Source organism: Xanthomonas sp. MUS 060, from assembly GCF_000963215.1.
In the GTDB taxonomy this organism is placed as follows: domain Bacteria; phylum Pseudomonadota; class Gammaproteobacteria; order Xanthomonadales; family Xanthomonadaceae; genus Xanthomonas_A.
This window is the reverse complement of the sequence record NZ_JZIM01000017.1, coordinates 37,458-56,092: the sequence shown is the minus strand read 5'-3', so window position 1 is coordinate 56,092 and position 18,635 is coordinate 37,458. Positions and strand designations below refer to the sequence as shown.

Here is an 18,635-nt window from a genome sequence, read left to right as displayed (position 1 = left end):
GGATGCGGCATGCGGGCGCGTGTCGCCGCAGTCCCCTGCGGCGACCCCATTGACTCGATTGAATCAGCCGCTGTGTTTGGGCTGTGCGTCCAGAGCGAAGCAGCGGTCTGGGCGCGGTTGCGGTGGGGTGAAGTTGACCGGTACCTGGATCGTCCACGGTACCGCCTGCCCGTTGCGGGTGGCGGGGTTGAACATCCATTCGTGCACGGCCTGTTGCGCCGCTGCATCCAATGCGGGCTGTCCGCTGCTGCTGACGACGTTGACTTCGGTGGGTTTGCCTTGCACGCCGACCACCACTTTCAGCACGACTTTGCCGCCGAGTCCCGCGCAGGCCAGTTCGATCGGGTAATCCGGCGGTGGCGTTCGCACCGCCGCGACCTCGGTCGGGGCCTGTGCGGTGGCCTGACTCTGGGATTGCGACGATTGACCACAGCCGCTCAGCAGCACGGCGCTCATGCAGGCCAGAGGAGCAAGAAGGCGGGAAAGGGCAGGCATACGGTTCACTCCGAAAGGGCCGACGCCTTGGCGGCGCAGATGAAGTCGTTCTCGCTCAGGCCGCCGACGTCGTGGGTGGAATAGCGCACCACCACGCGGTCGTAGTGCACGCCGAGGTCGGGATGGTGGTCTTCGCGGTGTGCGATCCAGGCCAGCGCATTCACGAACGCCAGCGTGCGGTGGTAATCCGGGAAGCGGAAGGTGCGACTGATCGCCATGCCGCTTTCGACCAATTCCCAGCCGGGCACTTGCGCTAGCAGTTCCGCCAAGCGTGCCTGGGTGAGTTTGTATTCACTGCCCTTGCAGGGCGAACAATGGGCCTGCGCGAGCGGGATCAGATCGTTCATGATGAAGTTTGTACGGCGAAGTGGCTGAAGATGCCGGAAAAGAACAGCACTGATGATGAGCCAATGACATGCGAAAGGCTAGAATAGCCAAATGATCCAGATATCAGACAGCGCGCAGGCCCACTTTCACAAACTGCTCGAACGCGAGGCGGTGCCCGGCATGGGCGTGCGCCTGAGCGCGGTCGATCCGGGAACCGCGCGCGCCGACGCGCGGCTGGAGTTCGCAGAGCCGGCCGACCTGGCCGGCGACGAATGGGCGATTGATTGCACCGGTTTCACCTTGTATGTCGCCGCCGACAGTGTCGCCTGGCTGGACGGAGCCGAGATCGACTATGTCGCTCAGGGAACCGGCCAGCAATTGACGATCAAGGCACCCAAGATCAAAGGCGAAGCGCCGGGCGAGGCGGCCTCGCTGGTTGAGCGGGTGCGTTGGGTCGTGGAAAACGAGGTCAATCCGCAATTGGCCCAGCACGGCGGCCGCGTCGCGGTGCAGGAAGTGTCTGCCGATGGCGTGGTGCTGTTGCGTTTTGGTGGCGGCTGCCACGGCTGCGGTATGGCCGATGTGACGCTGAAACAGGGCATCGAGAAGACACTGATGGGGCGCGTATCCGGCGTGACCGCCGTGCGCGACGCGACCGACCACGATAGTGGCAGCGCACCGTACATTCCGCGCGATACGGTCGCCTAGTCCGCGCGCTCGGTGACACGCGCCGCCGACATTCTCGACGCGCTATTGGCGCGTATGTCCGGCGGGCTGCCGTGCGACCCTCTTACCGGATTGCCTGACAGTTGGGCGCATTGGCTGGCATCGCAACCGGTCGCGCCACGCACGTTCGTGGCGTCCGAGTTGATCGCGGCATTGCCGCAGCCACTGCCTGCGGTATCGATGCGCCTGCCGGCGCTGAGTCCATGGCAGGCATTGCGCCGGCTGTGGTGGCAGCATTGGGATCCGGCACCGTACGACCAGCGCTGGTGGCGACGCATTGCGGTGTTGCTCAGCCTGTTGTTGCACCTATTGTTCGCGGTGTTTTTGTTGTGGGTTGCGTTCGTGCGCTGGTTGCCGTTGCATACCGACGATGGTCAGGCAAGCCGGGTGCAGGTGGAGTTCGTCGGTCGCGGCACGCCTGCCGACACCGGTGGTGGTGCGTCGGCAGCACTGACGACACCCCCAAAAAGTGCCGCGCCCGTTAGTGCCACTCGTGTTCCACATGCCGTGGTCAAGCGCGCACGCAGCACAGCCAAGACCTCGACATCACCTGCGTCCGTGGCGGCCGCGAGCGCCAACGTGCCGGTCGCGGCCAAAAGCCCGCCGCCGCCAGAGCAGTCGCTGCAGGTCACCGAAACGCCCACGCCCACCAGCGATTTCGTGTTGCCGCCACCGCCACGCTTGCGCACACCGGTACCGACGCCGCGATCGATCGTGCCGCCCGAGATTCAGGTGACGGAACGCGATGTTCAGGTGGTCACCGAAGCGCCCGCCTTAGCGCAGATCCGCCCGCGCGAGGTCGTCGTGCCGCGACCGGCTGCGCCGACGCTGCAGGTGCGCGAACGCGAAGTGCCGGCGCCACTGTCGCAGGTGCAGGTCCAATCACTGCCGATGCCTAACCCCATGCCGATGCCGGAACTGGCTCAAGCGCAGGCACCGCAGGTGCGCCAGATCGAGATCCCGACGCCGGCGACAGTCAGCGTACCGGTGCCCACCGCCGCCGCAGCGGTCAAGGAGTCAAGTGTGCCTGCTGTGGCGCCGGCGCCGGTGACACAAGCCAGTACTCCAACCACGCAGCAGGCCACACCGGCTGCATCGGCATCAGCGACGGCGCCACCCGGTCAGCATGCTGCCACGCCAGGCAGTGGTCCGGCGACCGCCGCCCGCGAAGGAAGCTGGGCCACGCCACAGCGTAGCGACGACTGGGGTGCGGCGGCGCGCAACCGGGCCGGTGATGTCGGCGGCGGCGCGCGTAACGGCCTGTTCAATGGCGATGGTAGCGTCCGCCTGGCTGATGGCGCTGGCGCGAACAAGACCGCCGAGCACGGCGCGCCGGGGGCCGACACCGATACCTGGACGCGCGAGCGCATCGCTAACGCCGGCCAATGGCTCAAGCGCCCGCCATACGACTACACGCCGACGTCCTTCGACAAGTATTGGCTGCCGAATGCGACCCTGCTGGAAGAGTGGGTCCGACGCGGGATCCAGTCTGTCAGCATTCCCATCCCGGGTACCGGCAGCAGCATCACCTGTGTGATCTCGATTCTGCAGGTCGGCGGCGGATGCGGCATCACCGATCCCAATCTCAACGATCAGCCGGCGGGTGCGCGGCCGCCGCCGAAAGTGCCATTCAAGCCAGCATTGCAAGAAGACAACGGCAGCCGCTGAGCCCCAATCCAGGCCATGGCTGCCGGCACGCGTAGCGGCTCGTGCTCAGTTCACTCCATGCAGATCGCGCAACTTGCTCGGGCGCGAACCGAAATAGGCCGCCAGGTCGGCGATATCCTGGTCGCTCAGTTGCGCCGCTTGCTGACTCATCAAGGGGTGCTGGCGGTCGCCGCTGCGGTAGGCCTGCAGCGCATGGGCCAGATAATCGCCGTATTGGCCGCCGAGCCTGGGGTAGGTCGCGTCGATTGGCGCATTGCCCTCGGCGCCGTGGCAGTTGATGCAGCTTTGCCCGGTGGCCTTGCCCTTGGCCTGGGCGAGTTTTTCGCCGATGGCGATGCGTCCGCTGGGGAGTCCGGCGGAGGAGCCGGCCCCATGCTCGCCGCTGGCGTGGCCGGGATCGCCGGCCGAGGTGCTGGAGGATTCCACCTGCGATTGCGAACACGCCCCCAAACACAGGGCTGCAAGCAGGACGATGGCGGGACGCAGAGCGTGCGCGGCGTTCGACATGGGAAAGCCTACTTGAGTGTGGACAGGAAAGCGGCGATGTCGGCGATATCCTGCTCAGAGAAGCTTTCCGCCTGGGCTTGCATGGTCGGGTGCTTGCGCTTGCCGAGCCGATATTCGGTCAGCGCCTGTGTCAGGTATTGGGCCGATTGCCCGCCGATCTTGGGGATGCGGTAGCTGGGATAGGCATTTTTGTAACCGGTAACGCCGTGGCAGCCCTGGCAGGTGTAGGTCAGCAATCGGCCGTTTGCGGCATTGCCTTGCACAGGGGCGGAGGCGGCGGGAGCGGTGGGCATTGGTGCGTTTTGCGCCCTTGCCGGGATGCTCCCGAAAGAGACAAGTAAGGCCAGAGCAAGACAAGCGGCGAGCGGCTGCGTGCGCATGGTTTCGTGGTCCGGAAGGACGGGACGGGTGTTCCGGCGTGGGGGAATACGGAACGAACCGAGTATAGCCTTACCTTTCGTGGCTCCGAAACTGGCCACGCGCGACATGGCGGACAGCGCAATTTGCCGCATGTGATGCTAATCAATGTCCCATGCGTGATTCGCTCGCCCGACAATTGCGCAAATCACAGCGAGGGCCATCCATCCAATGGCTGGATGGTTTTGGAACACGGCTTCAGCGCCGAAGCGCTGCACTGTCCTGCCTTGGCTTACGTGCAGCCATGGCACAAAGGATTGCCCGCGTGCCATGAGGCCAAAGCCTGGTCGCCATACGAGCGACTCAACTGGTGAGTTTGCTCAGGATGCGAAATCCGGCCAGCCATACGCCGAGCATGCTGCCCAGGTTGGTGAGCAGGAAGGTCAGCACCACCCGCGAGACCCGGTTGCGGTACCAGCCGCGCAGGTTCTGCGCATCGTCGCGCAGTGCGAGGAAGTCGCCGTAGGCCGGCTTGCGCATGTGTACTTCCACCAGTGCGCTGAATGCACCGGCAGGAACCCCAGGCCGAAATGGTTTCAGCGGTGCGGCAATCGCACCGGCGATCACGCTCAGTGGATGGCCGCCGGCCAGCAGGCAGCCCAACCCGGCCAGCCCGCCAGTGAACAGCACCCACTGTTGCAGTAAATCGGTGCCCAGCGCGAAGCCGCCATGCCAGTACCCCCAGGCCACGCCACCGAGCACCAGCGTGGTCAGGGTCATGGTGATCCAGGGGACGTTCTTTTTGGTCGGTACGTCTTCCAGCGTCTTGCGTCGCGTTGCCGGGTCGTCTTGATCGTCCTGCAGGTGTCTGGCCAGACCAGCGAGATGGCCGGCACCGACCACCGCCAGTACTTCGCGTACCACATGGCGATGCGCGTCGTTGTGCGCGTGCGCTTCTGCGCTGGGGGGCGTGGTCAATGCGCGTTGCGCGTGTTCTTCGCGCAGGCGCGTTGCCATGTAACAGTCGCGCTCGGCGATGATGGTTGCGTAAAGCTCTGGGCTTTCGCTGGCGAAATCGCCGAAGCTGGCTTCGAGCATGTCGCCCTGTTTGAGCTTCTCGATCTCTGCTTCACCGACTTCCTCTGAGGCGAACAATCCACCGAGCAGGCCGCTGGCAAGCTTGAGCTTGCCGAACAAGCCGAGTCGGCTGGAAGCACGCTTGAAGGTCAGCCCGACCTCGCGATCCACCAGATAGACCGGCAACTGCCGTTCGCGTGCCAGCAGCACGGCGCGTTTGAGTTCGGCGCCAGGTTCGATGCCGAGCTGTTCGGCCAAGCGACGTTGATAGGCGGCCAGGGCCAGGTTGGCCGCGAACAGGGCGACGCGTCCTTTGCGAATCACCTGCACCAGATCCAGCTTGGTCAGCGCGTCCGGATCGGTGAGCGCCTGCAAGCGTTGCGGATCCAGTTCCACCGCGACCGCGTCGAAGCGACCGCTTTCGATGGCACGTTCGACCACGGCGACGCTGGCCATGGAGACGTGCGCAGTACCGAGCAAGGTGTAGCGGATGCCGTCGCGTTCGACGATGCGGTACGGCTGGTCGGCGAAGAGTGCGTCGTCGGCCTGGGGGAGTGCGTTCATGCCATGACTCGTCGGAAGGGCCTCGTCGGCGCAGTGGCGCAACAGGCGTGGTGGTGGTGTGTTGAGGTCGGCAGGTATTGAGACCTGGTGACCGGCTCGGTGTGCTGTGCGCAGGAACATCCCATGCAATGCGCTCGGCGGGTTCAGTCGATATAGCGCTTGAGCAGGTCGCCATACGCGTCGATCCGGCGGTCGCGCAGGAACGGCCAGATCCGCCGGACGTGTTCGCTGCGCTGCAGGTCCACGTCGCAGACCAGCACTGTCGGGTCGGTTCCGGCCTCGGCGATGAATTCGCCCTGTGGGCCCAGCACGTGGCTGTTGCCCCAGAACTGGATGCCCGACGCACCGAGCGGCGATGGTTCGTGGCCGACCCGATTGCAGCTCAGTACCGGGATGCCATTGGCGACGGCATGGCCGCGGTGACTGAGTACCCAGGCATCGCGCTGGCGTTCCTGTTCGGCTTGCGCGTCGTCGGGGTCCCAGCCAATCGCGGTCGGGTAGAGCAGTAGTTCGGCACCGGCCAGCGCCATCAAGCGCGCGGCCTCCGGATACCACTGATCCCAGCACACCAGCACGCCGAGACGACCGACCGACGTCTGGATCGGGGTGAAGCCCAGATCACCCGGAGTGAAGTAGAACTTCTCGTAGAAGCCCGGGTCGTCGGGAATGTGCATCTTGCGGTACTTGCCGAGCAGGCTGCCGTCCTTCTCGAACACCACGGCAGTGTTGTGGTACAGGCCCGCAGCGCGGCGCTCGAACAGCGAGCCGACCAGGACCACGCCGTGGCGCTTGGCCAGCGCGCCCAATCGCTCGCTGCTGGGGCCGGGAATCGTCTCGGCCAGATCGAATTCCTCGACCGACTCGTGCTGGCAAAAATAGGCACCATTGTGCAATTCCTGCAGTAGCACCAGGCGCGCGCCCTGCGCGGCCGCCTCGGCGACACGCGATTGGATTGCGCTCAGGTTCGCTGCGGCATCGCCATGGTTGCGCTCTTGGATCAGCGCAACGGAGAGAGAATGTCGGGTCATGACGAAAGGGAGATCGGCGAAAGCACGCATGGTAACGCGGATGCCCGCGCGGCAGCGCCTGGGCTGATGAACTGTGGATACGGGCACAGAGGCCGGAGCGCGGTGTCTCGGTCGGGTATTTGCGTTAGCGCACCAGACTCATCGGGTGCATTGCCATTGGCTGCCGCTTGGTGGTCGATGCAGGGTGCGAGCGATGCTCCTGCACATGCGGCCAAGCTGGTCATGCGAGCGCACCTTCAGTCCGCAAGTGCCCCCGCGGGCAACTGCATGGTGATGCAGTGCAGGCTGCCGTTCTGCCAGATCAATGCCCGGCATGGGATCGGCACGATCTCATGCTGCGGGAACGCCTGCGCCATCACCGCCTGCGCCTGTGCATCGGCGGCATCGCCGTAGGCGGGCATCAGCACTGCGCCATTGACGATCAGAAAATTGGCATAGGACGCGGCCAGGCGCCTGCCTTGGTCGATCATCGGCTGCGCCCAAGGCAGCGGGAACAGTCTGTAAGGACGTCCGTCGACAGTGCGCAATGCGGCCAGTTCGGCCCCCATCGCCTGTAGTTCGGCGTAATGCGAATCGTCGGCGTCGTCGCAGGCCTGATAGACGATCGCATCCTCACTGGCGAAGCGGGCGAGGGTGTCGATATGTGCATCGGTGTCGTCGCCTTCCAGATAGCCGTGCTCCAGCCACAGCACCCGCTGCTGTGCCAGCCAGTCGGCCAGAGCGTGGCTGAGCGAGGCGCGTGTTCGCTGCGGATGCCGCTCGTGCAGGCATTTCCAGGTGGTCAGCAAGGTACCGGCGCCATCGCAATCGATGGCTCCACCTTCCAGCGCGAAATCGATACGGCGCACGGTACTTTCGGCGAACAGCCCGTGCTCGGCGAGGAGGCTCACCAGTTGGTCGTCCAGGCTCGCCTGGAATTTCCCGCCCCAGCCGGTGAAGCGGAAATCCAGCAACTGAAAGCCGCCATCCGTGCGCGTCAGGGTAATTGGGCCGGAATCGCGCAGCCAAGTGTCATCGTATTGGGCCTCCACGAATCGCACCCGCTGCATGTCCACCCGTGCCGAGCGCAGTCGTGCCTCGGCATAGATCTGCAGATCGGCGTCGGCGACGCAGATCGCGACATGCTGAAAACGCACGATCCCCGCGACCAGCGCGATGTAGGTTTCCTCGACCTCGGCCAGGCGCGCGGCCCAGTCGGTGCCGGCATGCGGCCAGGCGATCAAAATAGCGGATTGGGGTTCCCATTCTGCTGGAAGACGGAGGTTGTCGCTCATGCTGGATCGTCGCTCAAGTACTGCCCGGCCGAAGCCGGGCGATGAATCAATTTCTCGCATCGCGCCATGCGAGCGCTTGCGCGCAGGCGTTCGTCGCTACAAGCATCGGCTTGGCCGCTGCCGCCAGCGCTATGCCCTGACTTGGTGGGGGCGGCCGTTGTGGAGAACGTTGGCTGCGGGTGCGCGTCAACGGATCGCCGGTTTGGGGCCGATCTCGTTCGGGTCCACCTTGTTGGCGACCACGTCGACGACCTTTTGCTTCTCGAAGTACACGGTGAAAGCAGGGTAGACCCAGCGGTTGATGGTCGGCCACTGCCGCTTCTGGCCGCCACGTGGTTCCAGCGTCTGCTGCGGGGTGCCGTAGCGTGCCTGCACCTGGGCCATGCTCAGCCCGCGCGTCGGCATCGACGCGACAGGTTCCTGCTTGACCCGCTCCACAAGCAGGGTCTCGGCGTGGACGCCGCCCGCTAGGCCTAGGGCGGTCAGCAGCGGCAAAATGGACAGACTTTGCTTCATCACGTTTACTCCCCAGAGGACGAAGAACGATTACAGCAAACTTCGGCAACAAAAAACCGCCCGAAGGCGGCTTTCGTCCAAGACCGGCCATCGCTGCGCCAGGCGCGGCGATGCGAGCGGTCTTGCAATCAGCGCTGGCGCGCCTTGAAGCGGGGGTTGGTCTTGTTGATCACGAAGACCTTGCCGCGGCGGCGGACCACCTTGCAGTCGCGGTGACGGGCCTTCGCCGACTTCAGGGAGGAAAGGACTTTCATGGCACACCTCGGCGTAAACGTGTGGATTCGAAGGGAGGCGGCACGGACAAAGTCCATGCCGCTAGATGGGTAAGCCAACAATCATAGCCTGTTTTTCTTCATTGTTTCAACTGCTTGCGCCAGCCGGGTGGAGGTCGGCGTTACAATGCGCGGCCAACGCTCCGAGGAACCGCATGAACGAACCCGCTCCCGTCCTGACTCTCGATGGTCCATCCGGGGCCGGCAAAGGTACCGTCAGCCGCATCGTCGCCGCGCGACTTGGGTGGCATTACCTGGATTCGGGTGCGCTGTATCGGGCGGTCGGAGTCGCGGCCAGTTGGGCGCACCTGGACATCTCCGATGCTGCCGCGCTGGTGCGCTGTACCTTCGATACCCGTGTGGACTTCGAAGAGGTTGCCGGCCGTGGTTTGCGGGTTCTGGTCAATGGCGTTGACGCCACCGATGAGTTGCGTCTGGAAACCGCTGGCGCGGTGGCTTCGGCGATTGCCGCCATCCCGGAGGTGCGCTCGGCGCTGAAGCAGCGTCAGCGCGCATTTCGCCGCCCGCCTGGGCTGGTGGCCGATGGGCGCGACATGGGGACGGTGATTTTCCCCGATGCGCCCTGCAAGGTCTTCCTGACCGCCAGTGCCGAGGAACGCGCCCAGCGACGGCATAAGCAGTTGAAGGAAAAAGGGGTTTCCGTTATATTCAGTGACTTGCTGCGCGAGATCATGGCCCGCGACGCACGCGATGCCCAGCGCGCAGTGGCGCCGCTGAGGCCGGCAGACGATGCCGTCCTCCTCGATACCACCGGTATGGACATCGACCAGGTTGTGGGTCACGTCATGCAGTTGTTGTTGCACGTCTGAGCGGTGCGTAGGGTGGTGCGGTGGCAAGCGAGCCATCGGCGCCTTGCCCGTCGTTCGCAAGACCCGCAAGCGTCACGCGTTTCAAATCGTAGTTCCAAGGCTCCGCCGCGCAATCGTGCGTTGCGGTTTTTCCACTCCACACCCGGCCGCAGTTTGGGCCGACTAACCAGGGTGGGCAGTCGCCGTTTCCATCAAGAAACGCCCTGTCCGTGTGTCCACTAGAGTAATTTCAAATGACCGAATCTTTTGCCGAACTGTTCGAAGCCAGTCAAGCCAATCTGGCAAAGCTGAAGCCAGGCGCCATCGTCACCGGCACCGTCGTGGAAGTTCGCGGCGATGTGGTGGTGATCAACGCCGGCCTGAAGTCCGAAGGCATTGTGCCGATCGAGCAGTTCCGTAACGACGCTGGCGAGATCGACGTCGCCGAAGGCGACCTGGTCAAGGTCGCGCTCGACTCGCTCGAGAACGGCTTCGGCGAGACCGTGCTGTCGCGCGAGAAGGCCAAGCGCGCCATGGTGTGGGACGAGTTGGAAGAAGCGTTGGAAAAGAACGAAACCATCGTCGGCCGCATCAGTGGCAAGGTCAAGGGTGGTTTTACCGTGGATATCAAGGATGTCCGCGCGTTCCTGCCCGGTTCGCTGGTGGATGTGCGCCCAGTGCGCGACCCGGCCTACCTGGAAGGCAAGGAACTGGAATTCAAGCTGATCAAGCTCGACCGCAAGCGCAACAACGTCGTGGTTTCGCGTCGTGCCGTGGTCGAGAGCGAGCACTCGGAAGAGCGCGAGCAGCTAATGGATAAGTTGCAGGAGGGAACGATTCTGAAGGGTGTGGTCAAGAACCTGACCGACTACGGCGCGTTCGTGGATCTGGGCGGCATCGATGGCCTGCTGCACATCACCGACATGGCCTGGAAGCGTGTGCGTCATCCGTCCGAAGTGGTCAACGTCGGCGACGAGCTGGACGTGCGCGTACTCAAGTTCGACCGCGAGCGTAACCGCGTCAGCCTGGGTCTGAAGCAACTGGGCGAGGATCCGTGGGACAACATTGCCCGCCGTTATCCGGCCAATAGCCGCGTGTTCGGCAAGGTCTCCAACGTGACCGATTACGGCGCGTTCGTGGAGATCGAGCCGGGCGTGGAAGGTTTGGTGCACGTGTCGGAAATGGATTGGACCAACAAGAACGTCAACCCGTCCAAGGTCGTGCAGGTCGGTGACGAGGTCGAAGTGATGGTGCTGGACGTGGACGAAGAGCGTCGCCGCATCTCGCTGGGCATGAAGCAGGTCGCCGCCAATCCGTGGGAAACCTTCGCCGCTACCCACAAGAAGAACGACAAGGTGTCCGGCCAGATCAAGTCGATTACCGATTTCGGTATCTTTATCGGCCTGGATGGCGGCATCGACGGCCTCGTGCACCTGTCCGACATCAGCTGGAACACCACCGGCGAAGACATCGTGCGCAACTTCAAGAAGGGCGACACGCTGGAAGCCGTGGTGCTGGCAGTGGACCCGGAGCGCGAGCGCATCAGCCTGGGCGTCAAGCAGTTGGAGCAGGATCCGTTCGGTCAGTACATGGCGGCCAACCCGAAGGGCTCGAAGGTCGAGGGCGTTGTCCGCGAAGTGGATGCCAAGGGCGCCATGATCGATCTGGCCGATGGCATCGAAGGCTATGTCGCTGCACGCGATATCGCCAACGAGCGTGTCGACGACGCTAGCCAGCACCTGAAGGTCGGCGACAAGATCGAAGCCAAGTTCGTGGGCATGGATCGCAAGGGCCGCACCCTGCAACTGTCGATCAAGGCCAAGGACGATGCCGAAATGCGCGAAGTGCTGGAGGAATATCAGTCAGCATCTGGCGGCACCACACAATTGGGCGCGCTGTTGCGTGCGCAGTTGAACGGCAACAAGTCCGAGTAATCCGTCACACGCAGCGTTACTGGTACGGCCCGGTTATTCCGGGCCGTACTAGGTTTCGCCTCCATTGCACGAATCCGTATGACCAAATCCGAGCTGATCGAAATCCTGGCGCGCAAGCAGGTGCATTTGAAGTCGGATGACGTCGATCTGGCCGTGAAGTCGTTGTTGGAAATGATGGGCGGTGCCTTGTCAGGCGGCGACCGTATCGAAATCCGCGGTTTTGGTAGTTTTTCCCTGCATTACCGGCCGCCGCGCCTAGGTCGCAATCCCAAAACCGGCGAATCCGTTGCGCTTCCCGGCAAGCACGTGCCGCATTTCAAGCCCGGCAAGGAGTTGCGCGAGCGTGTCAGTGCCGTTGTTCCGATTGAGTCCGACGCGCTCTAGACCTTCATCCTGCGGTTGCTGCAATCCACGCCCGTTGGGCTAATCTGCTGTCTCCCGGCGCTGGAGTCCATCATGAAAATCGTCCGACTGCTGATATTGCTGGTGTTTCTAGTTGCCGGTCTGGTCGTCGGTTCGCTCAATTCGCAGCCGATCGTCATCAATTTCGGTGTTAGTGCGCTTGCCACCACTTCCGGCATCGCCATCATTGTGTCGCTGTTCGCTGGCGTGGTCATCGGTGCGGCATTGGTACTGGTCATGGTCGCGATCCCGCTGTACGCCAAGCTGCGCCGCGCCAACAAGGCCGCCAACGCCGTTGCTGCGCCGGTTTCCTCCCATCTTTAGACTGTAGACGGACGCTGATCTTCGATGGACTTTCTAACCGAATGGTTCTGGTTCTTCCTGTTTCTGCCGCTGGCGGCGCTGAGCGGCTGGGTCATTGGCCGTCGTGGCGGTCAGCGCCACGGCGATTCCCAGGTCAGCCGTCTGTCCAGCACGTATTTCCGTGGCTTGAACTACTTACTCAACGAGCAGCCCGACAAGGCAATCGAACTGTTTTTGCATATCGCCGAACTGGACAAGGAAACGTTCGAGACACAGGTCGCGCTCGGACACCTGTTCCGTCGCCGCGGCGAAGTGGACCGTGCGATCCGTCTGCATCAGGGATTGGTACAGCGGACTGACCTCAGTGACGCGCAACGCGTACAGGCGTTGCTGGCTCTGGGCGAGGACTATATGAAGTCCGGCCTATTGGACCGGGCCGAAACCGTGTTCAGCGAACTGGCGCAGATCGACCAGCGTGCCCCACAGGCGCTCAAGCACCTGATCAGCATCTACCAGGCCGAGCGCGACTGGGAAAAAGCCATCGACAATGCCACACGGTACGAAGAGGTGACCGGCGAGCCGATGGGCAAGTTGATTGCGCAGTTCGAATGCGAGCTGGCCGATCGCTGTCTCGTTTCCGGCAAGCAGGATCTGGCGCGCGCGGCGATCGCGCGGGCCTACCAGGCGGACGCCAAGTCGGTGCGTGCCGGCATTCTGGAGGGCCGCATCGATGTCGATGCCGGCAATAACGACGCTGCGATCCGCGCCTTCGAACGTGCGGCCCGCCACGATCCGGACTACTTGCCTGAGATCATGCCGGCATTGATGGAGTGCTACCGCCGAGGCAACGATCTTAGCGGCGCGCGTGCGTTCTTGTCGGAGATGACTGAACACTATCGCGGCATCGCTCCAGTGTTGGCGCTGACCCGCTTGATGGAATCGCAGGAGGGCGTTTCCGCTGCACGGACCTATCTGGGCCGTCAGCTCAAGGATCGGCCGTCGGTGCGTGGCGAGTCGGCCCTGATCGACCTGACTCTGGCCGAGGGTGCCGACTCCACCGCCACCCTGCAGGACCTCAAGCACATCACCGACCAGTTGCTGGTACGCAATCCCAGCTATCGCTGCACCCGCTGCGGGTTCGGTGCGCGGACTCACCACTGGCAATGCCCTAGCTGCAAGGAATGGGGGACGGTCAAGCCCCTGCTTAACTACGCGGTGGTGTAAGTGCAGGTCGCGGTAGGAACAATGCTCCTCGCACTGGCGGCGCTGAGTGCTGCCGGCACCTGGTTGTCGCGCCACTACGCGATCAAACGCAAGCTGATGGATGCACCCGGCGAGCGTCGCAGCCATACCGTGGCGACGCCGCGTGGCGGCGGGATAGCGATTGTGGTGGCGGTGTTGGTTGCCTGCGGCTGGGCAGGAGCGCACTGGCTGGCTCATGCCGGCGACGCGACTGTTTTTGCGGCAGGCCTGCTCCTGGTCGCGGGAATCGGTTGGTGGGACGACCACCGTCCACTGTCGGCCGCGTGGCGTTTGCTGGTGCATGTATTGGCGGCGAGTCTGCTTGCTGCACTTGTCTACAGGTCGAGCCAGTCGATGTTGCTGACAGGATTGACCTGGCTGGCAACGGTTTCTTTGATAAATATTTGGAATTTCATGGATGGCATCAATGGCTTGGCGACCAGTCAGGCGATACTGGTGGCGTTGGGGTTTGCCTGCCTGCTCCCCGTCTGGTCTCGTTGGCCCTGTTGGGTGCTGTTGGTGAGCTGCGCCGGCTTTTTGCCGTTCAACTATCCGCGAGCACGGATTTTCCTCGGCGACGTCGGCAGCGGTGCACTCGGCTACCTGATCGCCGGGCTATTCGCCTGGGGGAGCCTGGTCTCCGGGCATATACCCTGGTTATTCGCGATACCGCTCTCGGCATTCGCGATTGATGCCGGATGCACACTTTTTTCGCGCATGTTGGCTGGCGAACGTTGGTGGCAACCGCACGTGCAACATTTTTACCAGCGCTGGGTACACACTGGGAGGAGTCACACCACAGTTACCTTTGACCGCTCTCGGCATTCGCGATTGATGCCGGATGCACACTTTTTTCGCGCATGTTGGCTGGCGAACGTTGGTGGCAACCGCACGTGCAACATTTTTACCAGCGCTGGGTACACACTGGGAGGAGTCACACCACAGTTACCTTTGCATACGCTCTGTTCAGCATCCTGGCGATTACAATCGCTAGTCTAGGTTTAAGCCTGGAAACGGTGGGGCAAGCGAGTCTGGCGATCGCCTGGTTTTTTTCGGTAGCTGTGCTTTGGCTAGCTTTGCGTAAGGGAATACGCTGAACTCTCATGGATTACTGATGCTTTCCACTCGCGACCGAATCACCGAGCTGTTGCCCAAGATTTCCGTGGTTGTCCACGATCTTGTCATTGTCTGGATTTGCTGGCAGTTGTTGCATGCTTTGCGCTACACGATGCTGCCAGGCGAGCATCCACTACCGCTGTGGAATCTGAATACGGCAATTGTGCTGCTGGCGCAGGGCTTGGTGCTGTGGAAAGTGGGTTTGTACCGCGGTCTGTGGCGCTTCGCGAGCGTTCCCGATCTGCTGAATATCTTCAAAGCCAGCTTTTATGGGCTGATCGCCATCGTCCTGGGACTGGCATACAGCCGTTTTGACGCAATTCCACTGTCGGTGCTGATGGTCTATCCGTTCGCGCTGTCGGCGTTGTTGGGTGCGCCGCGCCTGCTTTACCGCGCGTGGAAGGATTATCAGATTGCGCACTCGGACGAGACGGCGCGACGTGTGCTGATCGTCGGCGCCGGGCGCGCTGCCGAGGCGTTGGTACGCGATTTGCGCCGTTCCGGTGCTTACCATCCGGTCGGCTTTGTGGATGACGCCGGGCATCTGCATGGAGCCAAGCTGCAGGGCTTGCCGATCCTTGGCCGTATCGACGAAGCTGGGGAGATCGCCAAGGAAACCGCGGCCAAGCTGTTGGTGATCGCAATCCCGTCGTTGGACGCCGTGGGCATGCAGCGGGTGGTTGCACTGTGCGAAAGCACCGGTCTGCCGTTCCGCACGGTGCCGCGCCTGGTCGATGTGCTTGAGGGCCACTACCTGCCTGGCGAACTGAAGGAAGTCGCGATCGAGGACCTGCTCGGGCGCAAGCCGGTGAAGCCTGACTGGAAATTGATCAAAGGCTGGCTCTCCGGGCGCACCGTCCTGGTGACAGGTGCCGGTGGTTCGATCGGCTCGGAACTGTGTCGGCAGTGCGCGCGTCATGGTGCGCGCAAGGTGCTGTTGCTGGAGATCGACGAATTGGCGTTGATCACCATCCATGCCGATCTGCGTCGCACCTTCCCTGATCTGGAAATCGACTGCGTTCTCGGCGACTGCGGCGATCCGGCGGTGATCCGTCACGCGATGCGCGTGGCCGAACCGGATGCGGTGTTCCATGCCGCCGCCTACAAGCAGGTGCCGTTGCTGGAGGGGCAGTTCCGCGAAGCGGTCCGCAACAATGTGCTGGCGACCGAGAATGTGGCGCGTGCCTGCGTCGCCGCCAATGTCTCGACCTTCGTGTTCATTTCCACCGACAAGGCCGTCAACCCGGTCAATGTCCTGGGCGCCTCCAAGCGCTATGCGGAAATGGTGTGCCAATCGCTGGACGACCAAGCGGTGGGGACGCGTTTCGTGACGGTGCGCTTCGGCAATGTGCTCGACTCGGCTGGCAGTGTGGTACCGCTATTCCGCGAGCAGATCCGCCAGGGCGGCCCGGTCACGGTGACCGATCCGCAGGTGACACGTTATTTCATGACCATTCCCGAGGCCTGTCAGTTGATCGTACAGGCGGCTGCCTCGGCCTCGCGGGGGGCGATCTACACCCTGGACATGGGCGAGCCGGTGCCGATTCGCTTGCTTGCCGAGCAGATGATCCGTTTGGCGGGCAAACAGCCCGGGCGCGATATCGCAATCCTCTACACTGGCCTACGTCCGGGCGAAAAACTGCACGAGACGCTCTTCTATTCCGACGAGGACTATCGTCCCACCTCGCATCCGAAGATTCTCGAGGCCGGTGTGCGCAGTTTTTCACGCGAAGACGTGTTGCGTGGCCTGCAGCAGTTGCGTGCCGCGGTCGCCGACTACGATAGCGAAACCATCGAACAGGTACTGCGCACGACCATGCCCGAATTCACGCCCTTGCGTCAGCAAGGCGCTCACGAGGGCTCGGCTACGATTGTTCCATTTCCCGCACGCGAGGCCAGAAGGCTCTGATGAGCAAGAGAATCCGCAAGGCAGTATTTCCGGTCGCAGGTCTGGGGACCCGCTTCCTTCCTGCCACCAAGACCGTCCCCAAAGAAATGCTGCCGATCATTGATCGGCCGTTGATTCAGTACGCTGTGGATGAGGCGATCGAGGCCGGATGCGATACGTTGATCTTCGTGACCAATCGCTATAAGCATGCGGTCGCGGATTATTTCGACAAGGCCTACGAACTGGAGCAGAAGCTCGAGCGGGCTGGCAAGCACGAACAGTTGGAGATGATCCGCCATGTGCTGCCCGATGGCGTGCGCGCGATCTTCGTCACCCAGGCAGAAGCCTTGGGCCTGGGCCATGCGGTCCTGTGCGCCAAGTCGGTCGTCGGTGATGAACCATTTGCGGTGCTGTTGCCGGATGATCTGATCTGGAACCGAGGTGACGGCGCGCTCAAGCAGATGGCCGATCTCAACGCTGCCAGTGGTGCAAGCGTGATCGCCGTGGAGGACGTGCCGCACGAGAACACCGCCAGCTATGGCATCGTGGCAACGGATGTGTTCGATGGCCGCAAGGGCCGTATCAAACAGATCGTAGAAAAGCCCAAGCCGGCAGACGCGCCGAGCGATCTGGCAGTGGTCGGGCGTTACGTACTCAGCCCGAAGATCTTTGAACTGTTGGAAGGCACAGGGACTGGTGCCGGTGGCGAGATCCAGCTCACCGACGCGATCGCGACGTTGTTGAAGAGCGAACAAGTGGACGCCTATCGTTTCGAAGGGACCCGTTTCGATTGTGGTACTCATCTGGGTCTGGTCGAAGCGACTATCCGTTTCGCTTTGGAACACCGCCAGCTATGGCATCGTGGCAACGGATGTGTTCGATGGCCGCAAGGGCCGTATCAAACAGATCGTAGAAAAGCCCAAGCCGGCAGACGCGCCGAGCGATCTGGCAGTGGTCGGGCGTTACGTACTCAGCCCGAAGATCTTTGAACTGTTGGAAGGCACAGGGACTGGTGCCGGTGGCGAGATCCAGCTCACCGACGCGATCGCGACGTTGTTGAAGAGCGAACAAGTGGACGCCTATCGTTTCGAAGGGACCCGTTTCGATTGTGGTACTCATCTGGGTCTGGTCGAAGCGACTATCCGTTTCGCTTTGGAAAACAAGAAGCTTGCCAAGCCGGCGCGCGAGAAACTCACTCAGATGCTGGCGGAAGACTAAGCCGGGTTCAGCGCTCCCTCCAGCTAACGCATCATGCGTGGAGTCGAGACGCCGTCATGTTTTTCATGGAAATAAAAAGCAGCCGCGAGGCTGCTTTTTATCTTCTGGAGCTGCTGACCGCAGCCATTGAGCGAACGTTCCAGGCGCAGACAAGCAAGCTGCAAGCGCGCAGGCAATGTGACTTGACCATGCGTCGATGCAGCATGGATACCTCTTCAGGCCCATGATGCGCTGGTCCCCATCACGGATGGATCACAGTGCCTTGATGATGCCTGCAGCGCCCATGCCGGTGCCGATGCACATGGTGACCATGCCGTATTTTTGCTGATGTCGGCGCAGTCCATGCACGAGGGTGGCGGTGCGAATGGCCCCGGTGGCACCGAGTGGATGACCCAACGCAATCGCGCCGCCCAGTGGATTGACCTTGGAGGGGTCCAGGTCACTGTCGCGTATCACTGCCAGCGCTTGCGCGGCGAAGGCCTCGTTGAGTTCGATCCAGTCCAGTTGTTCCTTGCGCAGGCCAGCCTGCTTGAGGGCTTTCGGAATCGCCTCGATCGGGCCGATCCCCATCACTTCCGGGCGCACGCCCGCGACCGCGAAACTCACGAAACGTGCCAGCGGCGTCAGCCCGTAGTCCTTGATCGCCTGCTCCGAAGCCAGTAGCAGCGCACCGGCGCCATCGCTCATCTGCGAGGAGTTGCCGGCCGTGACGCTGCCGCCGAATTGGCCGTTGCGGAACACCGGGCGCAGTTTGGCCAGTCCCTCCAGCGAGCTATCCGGGCGCGGACCTTCGTCGGTGTCCACGCGCGTGTTGCGCAGCGCGATGACGTTGCCAGCCAGATCGGGTTGGTGCGAGACGATGTCGTAAGGCGTGATCTCCTCGCGAAACGTGCGCTGGTCCCCATCACGGAT

General features: G+C 62.7%; 21 protein-coding genes and 1 pseudogene. 12 read left to right on the top strand and 10 right to left on the bottom strand.

Annotation, left to right across the window (positions count from 1 at the left end; all coding sequences use genetic code 11):
* Positions 1-63 precede the first annotated feature (63 nt).
* Together XANALMUS060_RS13830 and XANALMUS060_RS13825 are read right to left on the bottom strand one after the other, a co-directional pair.
* Complete coding sequence (locus XANALMUS060_RS13830; protein ID WP_045738926.1) at positions 64-495, bottom strand: energy transducer TonB; 432 nt, start codon at positions 493-495, stop codon at positions 64-66.
* 5 nt (positions 496-500) lie between these two features.
* Positions 501-842, bottom strand: coding sequence for a 4a-hydroxytetrahydrobiopterin dehydratase (locus tag XANALMUS060_RS13825; RefSeq protein WP_045738925.1), 342 nt, complete (start codon positions 840-842; stop codon positions 501-503).
* Positions 843-933: 91 nt separating this feature from the next.
* Here XANALMUS060_RS13825 and XANALMUS060_RS13820 point away from each other — a divergent pair, with 91 nt between their 5' ends.
* Positions 934-1,530, top strand: a complete 597-nt coding sequence (locus XANALMUS060_RS13820) for an NfuA family Fe-S biogenesis protein (protein WP_045738924.1) — start codon at positions 934-936, stop codon at positions 1,528-1,530.
* A gap of 12 nt (positions 1,531-1,542) precedes the next feature.
* Complete coding sequence (locus tag XANALMUS060_RS13815; RefSeq protein ID WP_045738923.1) at positions 1,543-3,216, top strand: hypothetical protein; 1,674 nt, start codon at positions 1,543-1,545, stop codon at positions 3,214-3,216.
* Between the two features lie 45 nt (positions 3,217-3,261).
* On the opposite strand, the gene XANALMUS060_RS13810 is transcribed toward XANALMUS060_RS13815, so the two are convergent.
* From XANALMUS060_RS13810 to ykgO, 7 genes are all read right to left on the bottom strand, one after another.
* A complete protein-coding gene (locus XANALMUS060_RS13810; RefSeq protein ID WP_045738922.1) occupies positions 3,262-3,723 on the bottom strand; it encodes a cytochrome c in 462 nt (153 codons plus the stop codon).
* A gap of 8 nt (positions 3,724-3,731) precedes the next feature.
* Complete coding sequence (locus XANALMUS060_RS13805) at positions 3,732-4,103, bottom strand: cytochrome c (RefSeq protein WP_045738938.1); 372 nt, start codon at positions 4,101-4,103, stop codon at positions 3,732-3,734.
* A gap of 340 nt (positions 4,104-4,443) precedes the next feature.
* Positions 4,444-5,721, bottom strand: a complete 1,278-nt coding sequence (locus tag XANALMUS060_RS13795) for a TraB/GumN family protein (RefSeq protein WP_045738920.1) — start codon at positions 5,719-5,721, stop codon at positions 4,444-4,446.
* Positions 5,722-5,864: 143 nt separating this feature from the next.
* Positions 5,865-6,749 carry a carbon-nitrogen hydrolase gene (locus XANALMUS060_RS13790; RefSeq protein WP_045738937.1) on the bottom strand — a complete coding sequence of 295 codons (885 nt, stop codon included), beginning with the start codon at positions 6,747-6,749 and terminating at the stop codon, positions 5,865-5,867.
* Between the two features lie 236 nt (positions 6,750-6,985).
* Entirely contained in the window at positions 6,986-8,023 is a 1,038-nt protein-coding gene (locus tag XANALMUS060_RS13785) for an agmatine deiminase family protein (RefSeq protein WP_045738919.1), read from the bottom strand.
* Between the two features lie 186 nt (positions 8,024-8,209).
* Complete coding sequence (locus XANALMUS060_RS13780) at positions 8,210-8,539, bottom strand: hypothetical protein (protein ID WP_045738918.1); 330 nt, start codon at positions 8,537-8,539, stop codon at positions 8,210-8,212.
* Between the two features lie 128 nt (positions 8,540-8,667).
* On the bottom strand, positions 8,668-8,793 hold the full coding sequence (ykgO, locus tag XANALMUS060_RS13775; RefSeq protein ID WP_003468676.1) for a type B 50S ribosomal protein L36: 126 nt from the start codon (positions 8,791-8,793) through the stop codon (positions 8,668-8,670).
* Positions 8,794-8,966: 173 nt separating this feature from the next.
* Between ykgO and cmk the strand changes: the two genes are divergently transcribed.
* The 10 genes and pseudogenes from cmk to XANALMUS060_RS20600 all read left to right on the top strand — a co-directional run bounded on the left by cmk (position 8,967) and on the right by XANALMUS060_RS20600 (position 17,950).
* On the top strand, positions 8,967-9,641 hold the full coding sequence (cmk, locus tag XANALMUS060_RS13770; protein ID WP_045738917.1) for a (d)CMP kinase: 675 nt from the start codon (positions 8,967-8,969) through the stop codon (positions 9,639-9,641).
* Between the two features lie 233 nt (positions 9,642-9,874).
* Complete coding sequence (gene rpsA, locus XANALMUS060_RS13765) at positions 9,875-11,554, top strand: 30S ribosomal protein S1 (RefSeq protein ID WP_045738916.1); 1,680 nt, start codon at positions 9,875-9,877, stop codon at positions 11,552-11,554.
* 78 nt (positions 11,555-11,632) lie between these two features.
* Positions 11,633-11,938, top strand: coding sequence for an integration host factor subunit beta (locus XANALMUS060_RS13760; RefSeq protein WP_045727560.1), 306 nt, complete (start codon positions 11,633-11,635; stop codon positions 11,936-11,938).
* 72 nt (positions 11,939-12,010) lie between these two features.
* On the top strand, positions 12,011-12,280 hold the full coding sequence (locus XANALMUS060_RS13755) for a lipopolysaccharide assembly protein LapA domain-containing protein (RefSeq protein ID WP_045738915.1): 270 nt from the start codon (positions 12,011-12,013) through the stop codon (positions 12,278-12,280).
* Between the two features lie 24 nt (positions 12,281-12,304).
* Positions 12,305-13,483 (top strand): lipopolysaccharide assembly protein LapB, encoded by a 1,179-nt coding sequence (gene lapB, locus XANALMUS060_RS13750; RefSeq protein WP_045738914.1) that lies wholly within the window; start codon positions 12,305-12,307, stop codon positions 13,481-13,483.
* 21 nt (positions 13,484-13,504) lie between these two features.
* Positions 13,505-14,500 carry a glycosyltransferase family 4 protein gene (locus XANALMUS060_RS13745; RefSeq protein ID WP_235430503.1) on the top strand — a complete coding sequence of 332 codons (996 nt, stop codon included), beginning with the start codon at positions 13,505-13,507 and terminating at the stop codon, positions 14,498-14,500.
* Positions 14,501-14,615: 115 nt separating this feature from the next.
* Positions 14,616-16,526, top strand: coding sequence for a nucleoside-diphosphate sugar epimerase/dehydratase (locus XANALMUS060_RS13740; protein WP_045738913.1), 1,911 nt, complete (start codon positions 14,616-14,618; stop codon positions 16,524-16,526).
* A pseudogene (galU, locus tag XANALMUS060_RS13735) lies at positions 16,526-17,350 on the top strand (UTP--glucose-1-phosphate uridylyltransferase GalU); the annotation flags it as partial. The gene XANALMUS060_RS13740 and the pseudogene galU, both read left to right, overlap by 1 nt.
* Entirely contained in the window at positions 17,298-17,723 is a 426-nt protein-coding gene (locus tag XANALMUS060_RS18770; RefSeq protein WP_343122979.1) for a sugar phosphate nucleotidyltransferase, read from the top strand. The pseudogene galU and the gene XANALMUS060_RS18770, both read left to right, overlap by 53 nt.
* A gap of 56 nt (positions 17,724-17,779) precedes the next feature.
* Positions 17,780-17,950 carry a hypothetical protein gene (locus XANALMUS060_RS20600; RefSeq protein WP_161795422.1) on the top strand — a complete coding sequence of 57 codons (171 nt, stop codon included), beginning with the start codon at positions 17,780-17,782 and terminating at the stop codon, positions 17,948-17,950.
* 25 nt (positions 17,951-17,975) lie between these two features.
* On the opposite strand, the gene XANALMUS060_RS13725 is transcribed toward XANALMUS060_RS20600, so the two are convergent.
* Positions 17,976-18,635, bottom strand: coding sequence for an acetyl-CoA C-acyltransferase (locus tag XANALMUS060_RS13725; protein WP_082065131.1), 660 nt, complete (start codon positions 18,633-18,635; stop codon positions 17,976-17,978).

Coding starts and splice junctions, on each gene's coding strand:
- XANALMUS060_RS13830 (WP_045738926.1), bottom strand. CDS start 495: ATGCCTGCCCTTTCCCGCCTTCTTGCTCCTCTGGCCTGCATGAGCGCC.
- XANALMUS060_RS13825 (WP_045738925.1), bottom strand. CDS start 842: ATGAACGATCTGATCCCGCTCGCGCAGGCCCATTGTTCGCCCTGCAAG.
- XANALMUS060_RS13820 (WP_045738924.1), top strand. CDS start 934: ATGATCCAGATATCAGACAGCGCGCAGGCCCACTTTCACAAACTGCTC.
- XANALMUS060_RS13810 (WP_045738922.1), bottom strand. CDS start 3,723: ATGTCGAACGCCGCGCACGCTCTGCGTCCCGCCATCGTCCTGCTTGCA.
- XANALMUS060_RS13805 (WP_045738938.1), bottom strand. CDS start 4,103: ATGCGCACGCAGCCGCTCGCCGCTTGTCTTGCTCTGGCCTTACTTGTC.
- XANALMUS060_RS13795 (WP_045738920.1), bottom strand. CDS start 5,721: ATGAACGCACTCCCCCAGGCCGACGACGCACTCTTCGCCGACCAGCCG.
- XANALMUS060_RS13790 (WP_045738937.1), bottom strand. CDS start 6,749: ATGACCCGACATTCTCTCTCCGTTGCGCTGATCCAAGAGCGCAACCAT.
- XANALMUS060_RS13785 (WP_045738919.1), bottom strand. CDS start 8,023: ATGAGCGACAACCTCCGTCTTCCAGCAGAATGGGAACCCCAATCCGCT.
- XANALMUS060_RS13780 (WP_045738918.1), bottom strand. CDS start 8,539: ATGAAGCAAAGTCTGTCCATTTTGCCGCTGCTGACCGCCCTAGGCCTA.
- ykgO (WP_003468676.1), bottom strand. CDS start 8,793: ATGAAAGTCCTTTCCTCCCTGAAGTCGGCGAAGGCCCGTCACCGCGAC.
- cmk (WP_045738917.1), top strand. CDS start 8,967: ATGAACGAACCCGCTCCCGTCCTGACTCTCGATGGTCCATCCGGGGCC.
- rpsA (WP_045738916.1), top strand. CDS start 9,875: ATGACCGAATCTTTTGCCGAACTGTTCGAAGCCAGTCAAGCCAATCTG.
- XANALMUS060_RS13760 (WP_045727560.1), top strand. CDS start 11,633: ATGACCAAATCCGAGCTGATCGAAATCCTGGCGCGCAAGCAGGTGCAT.
- XANALMUS060_RS13755 (WP_045738915.1), top strand. CDS start 12,011: ATGAAAATCGTCCGACTGCTGATATTGCTGGTGTTTCTAGTTGCCGGT.
- lapB (WP_045738914.1), top strand. CDS start 12,305: ATGGACTTTCTAACCGAATGGTTCTGGTTCTTCCTGTTTCTGCCGCTG.
- XANALMUS060_RS13745 (WP_235430503.1), top strand. CDS start 13,505: ATGCTCCTCGCACTGGCGGCGCTGAGTGCTGCCGGCACCTGGTTGTCG.
- XANALMUS060_RS13740 (WP_045738913.1), top strand. CDS start 14,616: ATGCTTTCCACTCGCGACCGAATCACCGAGCTGTTGCCCAAGATTTCC.
- XANALMUS060_RS20600 (WP_161795422.1), top strand. CDS start 17,780: ATGTTTTTCATGGAAATAAAAAGCAGCCGCGAGGCTGCTTTTTATCTT.